We start from the raw sequence: 8764 nt of genomic DNA, 5'->3' as shown, positions 1-8764 counted from the left end.
CCCCCAACCGGATTCGAACCGGTGCTGCCGCCGTGAAAGGGCGGAGTCCTAGGCCGCTAGACGATGGGGGCCGGACCACCGGCCATGGTACGGCACGCGGTGGACCAGCGCCAATCCGCCGAACGGGGTTCGCCTCAGTTCAGGACTTGCCCGATGCCGTCCGGTCGCCCCCGCGTCAGGCCTCGGCTGGCAGCGGGCGGAGACGGGACAAATGGCGGCGGGTGGGCGGACGGCATCGGGCCCGGGGCTTTGGGGGAGGGCCGGGCGCGAGGCGGCCGGTGGGAGCAGACCAGGGCGGCCGTTTCGCGGCGGGGCCGCTCCGGGTGGAAGGCCGGTGCGACAATGGGCTCATGGGGCACTCGCACGATCACTTGCCGGCGGCGGGCGGGGATTCCGGCGGCTCGAAGCGGGCCGCCGGCAACAGGCGACGGCTGGCCTGGGCGCTGGGCATGGCCGGGACCGTGCTGGTGGTGGAGGTCGCGGGCGCCGTGTGGACCGGCTCGTTGGCGTTGCTGGCGGACGCGGGGCACATGGCCGCGGATTCGATCGGGCTGGTGTTCGCGCTGGTCGCGTCAGCGCTGGCGGGGACGGAGCCGACGCCCAAGCGCACCTACGGGTTGAAACGGGTCGAGGTGCTCGCGGCGCTCAGCAACGCCCTGATCGTGGTGGCGATAGCGGTCGGGGTGGGCGTCGGGGCGGTCGGGCGGCTGTTCCGACCGGCGGAAGTCGAAGCCGGGCCGGTCCTGATCCTGGCCGCGATCGGCCTGGTGGCCAACGTGGTGTCGCTGCTGATCTTGCGCGCTGGCGCGAAGGAGTCGATCAACGTGCGCGGGGCCTACCTGGAGGTGATGGGGGATTCGCTGGGCTCGGTCGCGGTGATCGCGTCCGCGGCGGTGATCGCGTGGACGGGTTGGATGCGGGCAGACGCGGTGGCCTCGCTCGTGATCGCGCTGGCGATCCTGCCCCGCGCCTACGCGCTGGCGCGCGACGTGCTTCGGGTGCTCATGGAGGCCACCCCGGAGGACGTGGACCTAGAGGAGTTGCGGCAGCACCTTGAGGAACTGCCGGGCGTCCTGTCGGTCCACGACCTCCACGCCTGGACCATCACCTCGGGTTTGAAGTCGCTGACGGCGCACGTGGTTGTGAAACCGGAGCGGTTCAACCCGAAGGCTTACCATGAGTTGCTGGACGAAATGTCGGATTGCCTGGCGGGCCATTTCGATTTGACCCATTCGACCTTCCAGATCGAACCGGCGGAACACTCCGAGCCGGCCGGAATGCACCGGTAGGCACAAGCCCCCGCAAGCGCCACAAAATCAGGAATACCGTTTCCTGAAATAGCGTTCCAATTCCTCCAAACTCATGTGCTGGGTCTCCGGGACAAAGATGATCGAGAACACAATCGTGAGCACGTTGATGCCGGCGAAGATGGCGAAGGTCGGCCCGCCGCCCAAGGCGGCGATCATGACCGGGAAAACGCCGGTGATCACGGCGTTGGCGACCCACAGGCAGAAGACGGCCAAACCCATGCCGAAGCCCCGGATCGACATGGGGAAGATCTCCGACAGCAGGACCCAGTTGGCGGGCGCTTGGAGGCCTTGGTTGAACAGCAAGAACAGCATCATCGCGCCGAGGACCGCGTAGGAGGCCCCCAACGCGGGCGGACTGTTCGGGTCCGGGTCGCCGTTCGCCAACAGGTGCGGCTGCACGCCCGTCCAGAACACAAGCGCCAGGACGGTCAGCGAGACAATGATCCCGGCCTGGCCGCCAATCAGCATGCGCCGGCGCGGCAGCCGCGCCACCAGCCACAATCCGCAGGCGGACGCGATCACGGAAATGACCCCGTTCGCCACTTGGGCTGTGATGGAGGCGGTGCCGCCCCGTCCGGTCGCCATCAGGATCTTGGGCGCGTAGTACATGATCGTGTTGATGCCGGTGGTTTGCTGCAGCACGGCGATCCCCACTCCGACCAGCACCACGTGGCGGATCCAGCGGACCCGGAGGCAACCCCAGCCGCTGCGGGGCAGGTTGGCCGCCTCCGCGCTCGCGTCGACCAGGTGCCCCATTTCGCGGGCGATCCCGTCCGTTCCGATCCGCCGCACCCGTTTCAGCGACCCGATCGCGGCCGCGAAGTCGCCGCGGGCGGCCAGCCAGCGGGCGGATTCCGGCATGCGGCTCATGCCGATCCACAGGAAGACGGCCGGGATTGAGCAAAGCGCGAGCATGTCGCGCCACGCGGTGGTGTCATGCACGGTGTTGGCGATCACCGCGTTGGCGGCGAACGCCAGCAGCTGCCCGGTCACGATCATCAACTGGTCGACCGCGACCATGGTGCCGCGTTTGGATTTGGGCGCGGTTTCGGCCAGGTAGACGGGGACGGTGGCGGAGGCCCCGCCCACGGCCAGCCCCAACGCGAACCGGAAGCAGTACATGACGTAGAGGTTCGGCGCGAGCGCTTGGCCCAGCGCCGCGAACAGGAAGACCCCGGCCATCACAAGGATGCCGTGGCGGCGGCCCCGTTTGTCGGACAGGTGGCCGCCGAGGATCGCGCCGAAGGCGGCGCCGATCAGCAGGACCCCGCCGATCATGCCTTCCTGGGCCGGGCCCAGGTCCAGGCCCCCTTGCGCACGGGGCAGTTGCATGTACGGCAGCGCCCCGGAGATGACCCCCGTGTCGTAGCCGAACAGCAGCGACCCCAAGGTCGCCACCCCGGCCACAACCTTCAGTGACCTGCGCTTTCCCGATGGCGGCGTCTGCTCCACCAGGCGTTTCAGGGCTCGTTTGGACGGAAACTGGGCGGCGCCACTGGGCGGCCCGGTGGGGGGATGTGTGGCTGAGTCAACGGACATGGCGCCCAATCCTTGCCTCATCGCGCCCCGGCCCGTCCCCGGCACGCACAGATGCCTAAATGATGGACGGCCGGCCGCCCACCCGGACAGCCGCGGAGCAGGCGGACGATGCCGTCTTCTCACATAGCGGCGCCGCTCGTGTTGTCGCTCCGGCCGCCCAACGGGACGGCCTCGGAACCGGCGGACGATGCCGTGTCTTCGGTCGACGGCATCGGCCCGGCCGCCCCACCGGACCGTCTCGGAACCGGCGGACGATGCCGTGTTTTCGGTCGACGGCATCGTTCGCGTTGTGGGTCCGGGTGCCAAACCGGATCACCCGGTAACCGGCCGGCGATGCCGCTTTCTCGCTTGGCGGCACCGGGCGTGTTGTCGGTCCGGGCGCTGGCTCGCCGTGCCGACCGGGCCTGTTCCGGCGGCGGCGTCACTCCGAATCGTCGGCGTAGTTGCCGCCGGCGTCCGCGGTTTGGAGGCGGAGGCGACCCACCAGCAGCCCGGCGGCGGCGATGACCGCGGCGAAGAGAAGTTCCACGCCCAGCGCGGCGGCCACGGCGCCCCACGACCCGGCGGCCACGTCGATGGAGCCGAACACCCCGTCGATGGCGCGGCTGTGCCATGAGGAGGGAATGAACTGGGCGAAGGCTTGGACGCCGGGGCTGAGTGAGAAGGAATCGTCCATGAAGCCGCCGCCCAGGAAGGCGAAGACCAGGCCCAAGATGTTCGCCAGCGCTGTGATGCCCGCCATCCCCATGCCGGTCTGCGCGGCGAGGAAGCCGACAGCCAGGGGCACCGCCGCGAACAGGAGCAGGGCCAATGCGGCCACGGCGAACCCGCCCGGGTCGCCGTCCAGGGCGTCCACCCCCCCGGTTGTCGGGGCGAAGCCCAAAGCCAGGTTCCAAGCCCAGATGCCGACCGCCACGACCGCCACGGCCAAGCCGATCTGCCCGGCCAGACGCGTGCCGGAAACGGGCGCCGCGAGGTTTCGCCGCCGCACCTCGCCGGTGCCGAAAGCCCGGAAGAGATAGCCGCTCAGCGCGATCACCCCGACTGTGAGCGGATAACCGGCCCAGCGCATGTAGTAGCGGAAAGTGGTGGTGGAGACGACCTGGCCTGCCTTGGGGACAACCCCGCGTTGGACCTCCAGCCCCGCCACCCGGTCCGCCTGATCCGTCAAGCTCCTCATGCCGGCGTCCGGGTCCGCGATCAGGCCCGCGCGGACAGCCCGCAGATAGCCGCTGGTCAGCTGCTCCATGTAGCGGCCCTGGGCGGCGGCCAGGGACACCACCGTTTCCAGCAGCGGCGTCTCCGCGTCCGCCCGCACCCCGGCCGCGAAGTCCCTCTCGAAGCCCGCAGGAATCACCAGGATGTAGGCGGCCTCGTTCTTGGCCGCGGCGTCCTGTAGGTCGCGTTTGGTTTGCCCTGTGCGGACCGGCTCGCCCCGCTCCTCCAAGAAGCCGGCCAGGGCGCGTGAGAGCACCGAGTTGTCGTGGTCTATGACGGCCGTCTTGGGGCGTGGACGGCTCAGGTCCTCGGCCACGGAGGACGTGAACGAACTCATCACGAACACGCCCATCAGCCCGATCACCAGAGCGTTGACCACCACACCGGGATGCCGCACGATCACTCGCAGCGCGGTTTTACAGATGTTCATAGCGTTGCCTCCGGCTGACCAGGAAGACCACGGCGGCCGCCGCCAGGCCGAGGACGGCCAATTGCGCCAAAATGCGGAGCATTGGGCCGTAGGTGTCGTAACAGTAGAGCGAGAAAAGCGCGTCGTAGACCTGGCGCACCGGGTTGGCCCAAGCGCTCCACGGGGCGTGCTCGGCGACCAGGTCGCCCAGGTCTTGGCTGCCCTGGCCGTAAAGCCCGGCGAACAATGACAGGGCGCAGGCGACCACCGCCGCCAGCCCGCTGGCGGCCGCCGCGCGGATCGGCAGCGAACCCATGGCCGCGCCGACCGCGGTGGCGACCAAGGACGCCACCGCCAAGGTGGCCACGACGCCAAGCTCTTTGCCGCCAAACTCGATCGAGAGCGCGAGGCGTAGATAGGCGAAGCCGACCAGCAAGGTGGCGAGAGCCAGCACCCAGCTGGCGCCCAGCGACGCCGCAATCTGCCGGCCGCGCGGCAGGGCGGCCACGGTGCGCCGCCCGCCCACCGCGGAGACGTTGGGCTTGAGCCGCCCCATCGCGACCAAGGCGAAGCTGCCCGCCTGGAAGGCCGCGAACCCCATCGCCGCGTAGAAGTAGCGGACCGAGTCGCTCGGCCGGTTCGCGGTCAGCTGGACCGCTTTGGTGAATTGCGGGGCGGTCGCCAAGCGTTCCATGAGCGCGGGGTTAGAGACGGCCGCCGGGTCGGCGGCCGCAAGGTCCCGGATCAACGCGACGTTTTGCAGGTAGCCGCTGCAGATGGCCTCGACAATGCCGTGCCCCGGGTCGGTCGAACCGTATTCGCGCCAGTCGCGGTCGTAGCGGAGCGCGCCCTGGGCGTCCACGGCGATGTAACCGTAGTAACCGCCCTGGTCCACCAGTTCGGCGGCTTCGGCCGCCGAATCGACATAGGTCGGGTCAAGCCAAGGCTGGTCTTGCCCCGCCACCGCGTCTATCAATTCCGCCAAGCCCGGCGCGTCCTCGAAGTTCTGGTCCTGGACCACCACAACCGGGGCCGCGAGCGCCTGGTAGACCGAATCCAAGTTGGCGAACATGACGTAGAACAGCGTGTACAGCACCAGCGGAAAGATGATGGCCCATTCCAGCACCGAGGTTTCCCGGACCACGGTTTTGAGCGTGTAGACAAAGGTGGCGCGCATGCTCAGTCCCTTAGCTCCTTGCCTGTGATCTCAAGGAACACGTCGTTCAGGGTGGGGGGCTCGGAGTAGACGCGGCCAAAGCCGACCCCCGCCCGTGTGAGCGCCTCCACCACCCGGGTCAGGTTGTGGTCCCCGCGCGCGCAGGCGACCTTGAGGGTCGCCCCGGCCATGGCCGCCCGCTGAACCTGGGGGAGGGCGCGAACCGCGTCCAGGACTTGGTCGGCCGGTTCGATCAGTTCGATCTCGATTCGCTCCCCCAGCCCCACCATCGCCTTGAGCTCCGCGGTTGTGCCGCTCGCCACAGACCGGCCCGCGTCCATGACCATGATGCGCGTGCAGAGCTGCTCGACCTCTTCCATGTAGTGGCTGGTGTACACAACCGTCGCGCCCTCGCGGTTGAGCCGCTGGATGCCCTCCAAGATGGAGTTGCGGCTCTGCGGATCCACCGCCACGGTCGGCTCGTCGAAGAAGATCAACTCCGGCCGGTGGGCTATCCCGCAGGCAATGTTGAGGCGCCGCAGCAGCCCGCCGGACAGCTTCTTGGGGCGGAACTTGACGAAGTCGCCCAAGCCGACGAACTCGATCGCCTGGGCCACCAGGTCGGCGCGTTCGCGTTTGTCGGAAACGTAAAGCGAGCAGAAGTAGTCGACGTTCTCCCACGCGGTCAATTCGGGCAGCACGGCCACCTGCTGGGGGACCATGCCTATCCGCCGCTTGAGGTCGTAGCGGGTGGGGGACATCGGCTCCCCGAAAAGCTCCACGGTTCCCGCGTCCACCGTCAACAGTTGGAGGATCGAGTTGATGACCGTGGTCTTGCCGGAGCCGTTCGGCCCAAGCAGGCCGAAGATCTCGCCCTGGGCTATCTTGAGGTCGAAATGGTCCAGGGCGACCAGTTCTTTGTACCGTTTGACCAGCCCGGTTACCTCGACAACGTCCATGCCCGCCCTTTCCGTCCAACCGCCATCCCCACCACTGTGCAACTGCGGATGGCACGGGACCAGTGCCAAGGCTCACCCCGGCCCATGACATTTGTCAGGAAATGGGGACGGTACCTGTTTCCGGCGAGCCGGAAACAGGTACCGTCCCCATTTCCTGCCGGCCCCAGAGCCTGGCGGGACGCCATAATGGGCGGGTGGAGCGCGTGGCGGACAAGGCTATTGTGCTGGCGCTCTGCCTGGTCGCGGCCAACGGTTGGCCCATGGTCGGCTGGACGGTCGTGGCCGGGCTGGCGGCCTGCCTCTTGGCGATCCTGGGCGAGCTCCGCGCGCCCAGGGACCGGTTCGCGGCCGCGTTGGACGTGGCGTTCTGCCTGGGTGCGCTGATGTGGCCGCCGTTGGCGGCCTGGTGCGCCCTGCCCGCGTATGACCTGGCGCGACGGGGGAGCGGGTGGTGGGCGGTCGGCATCGTGCCCGTGGTTGGGACTGTGGGACGCGTGAACTGGACGGTTTGGGGGCCGTGCGCCGTGTTCATAGTGATCGCGGTGGTGTTGGCGGGGCGGACCGGGCGGGCGGAGGCGCGGCTGGAGCGCTACCGGCGGCTGCGGGACGAGCTTTCCGAGGCGAGCCACCGGATGCGGCGGGCCAACCGCGACTTGGCCGCGCGCGAGGAGTCCAACCTTCGTCTGGCGACCCTGGACGAACGCGCCCGGATCGCCCGTGAAATCCACGACACCACGGGCCACTTGCTGACCCGCTCGTTGCTGCAGGTCGAGGCGCTGCGGGTGAGCGAGCCGGAACTGGCCGCCAAACTGGCGCCGCTGGGCCAAACGCTTGACAGCGCGCTGGACGCGGTGCGGTCGGCCGTCCACGACCTGCGGGACGCGGCGCTCGACCTGGGAACGCGGCTGGAGACGCTGGCGGACGGCACCGAACTGCGGCTGGCCGTGGACTATGACGCGGGCGAACTGCCGGGCGAGGTGGCGCAATGCTTCTGGGCCGTGGCCCAGGAGGCGGTCGCCAACACCCTGAGGCATTCGGACGCGACCGAACTGAGGCTCGCGGTGGTGGCCCACCCGGGCATTTACCAATTGGTGGCGCAGGACAACGGCACGCGCCCTGGCTCCGGACCGGCCGGGCGGGGGATGGGGCTGGCCACCATGGAGGAGCGTGCCCGCGCCCTGGGAGGCGTGTTCGCGACCTCCCACCAGGGCGGATTCCGCGTCTTCGTGTCCATCCCGCGCGCCGCCCCGACCGCCAACCCCGGGATTTGAGGAGACCATGCGCATCGCCATTGTGGACGACGACCCGATCATCACCGACTCCCTTTCGACCATCCTGGGGGCGGAGGCCGACTTGGAGATTTGCGGCGTCGCGGCGGACGCCCCTTCGGCGGTCCGCCTGTATGAGCAGGTCAAGCCGGACATCCTGCTGCTTGACATCCAAATGGGCGCAACCTCGGGACTTGACGCCGCCCGCGCCATCCTGGCGGGGGACGGGGCGGCGAGGATCGTGTTCCTGACCACTTTCTCCGACGACGAGTACATAGTCGCCGCCCTCCGCATGGGCGCGAAGGGCTACTTGATCAAGCAGCAGGTCGCGGCCATCGCCCCGGCCCTGCGCAGCGTCCTGGCCGGACAGTCGGTGCTGGGCGAACAGGTCGTGGGACGCATAGACGCGCTGTTCACGGGCCCATGGCCGGGCGCGGCGGCCGGCGCCGGGTCTGCCAGCGAAAAGGCCGCCGATGCCGTGTGGCCGCCCGCCGCCGGGTCCACCCGTTCGCCGGTGCCCGCGGTTGGCAGGCCTGCCCCCGGCGCCGACCAGTTGAGCGACCGGGAAGCCGAGGTCGTGGCTCTCGTGTCGGAGGGGCTCGACAACCGTGAGATCGCCGGGCGTATGTACCTGTCCGAAGGGACAGTTCGCAACCACATCAGCGCGATCCTCACCAAGCTGAGCCTCCGCAACCGAACCCAATTGGCGATCTGGCATCTGACCGGCGGCCGGTAGGGGCGGACGGCTGGGGGTTCTTCGAGCCGCCAAGATTCTGCTATTTTCTTTGTTTGGCTTGATTCATAGGTATTTCTGCGTGGAAATACTTATGATGCCGCCGCCCACATGTCAATTCGGCCTGCCCGCCCGCTATGCGCCTCCGCAGACCGCCCACGAATGAGTTGAT

The 8764-nt window shown here is 68.8% G+C and carries 7 protein-coding genes; 3 read left to right on the top strand and 4 right to left on the bottom strand.

Features of this window, described 5'->3' with window-relative positions; translation table 11 throughout:
- Nucleotides 1-350 precede the first annotated feature (350 nt).
- Nucleotides 351-1289: a cation diffusion facilitator family transporter gene (locus LBC97_08875; protein MDR2566151.1), complete on the top strand. Its 939-nt coding sequence runs from the start codon at nt 351-353 to the stop codon at nt 1287-1289.
- A 27-nt stretch (nt 1290-1316) separates the two neighbouring features.
- Here LBC97_08875 and LBC97_08870 read toward each other — a convergent pair whose 3' ends face one another.
- The 4 genes from LBC97_08870 to LBC97_08855 form a co-directional block, all read right to left on the bottom strand.
- Entirely contained in the window at nt 1317-2849 is a 1533-nt protein-coding gene (locus LBC97_08870) for a sugar porter family MFS transporter (GenBank protein MDR2566150.1), read from the bottom strand.
- A gap of 421 nt (nt 2850-3270) precedes the next feature.
- Nucleotides 3271-4497 (bottom strand): ABC transporter permease, encoded by a 1227-nt coding sequence (locus tag LBC97_08865; protein MDR2566149.1) that lies wholly within the window; start codon nt 4495-4497, stop codon nt 3271-3273.
- A complete protein-coding gene (locus tag LBC97_08860; protein MDR2566148.1) occupies nt 4484-5653 on the bottom strand; it encodes an ABC transporter permease in 1170 nt (389 codons plus the stop codon). Before LBC97_08860 ends, LBC97_08865 begins: the two co-directional genes overlap by 14 nt.
- A gap of 2 nt (nt 5654-5655) precedes the next feature.
- Complete coding sequence (locus tag LBC97_08855) at nt 5656-6591, bottom strand: ABC transporter ATP-binding protein (GenBank protein MDR2566147.1); 936 nt, start codon at nt 6589-6591, stop codon at nt 5656-5658.
- Between the two features lie 194 nt (nt 6592-6785).
- Between LBC97_08855 and LBC97_08850 the strand changes: the two genes are divergently transcribed.
- Nucleotides 6786-7862 (top strand): histidine kinase, encoded by a 1077-nt coding sequence (locus tag LBC97_08850; GenBank protein MDR2566146.1) that lies wholly within the window; start codon nt 6786-6788, stop codon nt 7860-7862.
- Nucleotides 7863-7869: 7 nt separating this feature from the next.
- Nucleotides 7870-8595 carry a response regulator transcription factor gene (locus LBC97_08845; GenBank protein MDR2566145.1) on the top strand — a complete coding sequence of 242 codons (726 nt, stop codon included), beginning with the start codon at nt 7870-7872 and terminating at the stop codon, nt 8593-8595.
- Nucleotides 8596-8764: the final 169 nt, after the last annotated feature.

Source organism: Bifidobacteriaceae bacterium (assembly GCA_031281585.1).
GTDB lineage: Bacteria > Actinomycetota > Actinomycetes > Actinomycetales > WQXJ01 > JAIRTF01.
Note: the sequence above shows the minus strand (reverse complement) of the source record. Positions and strands in the feature narration are given on the sequence as shown.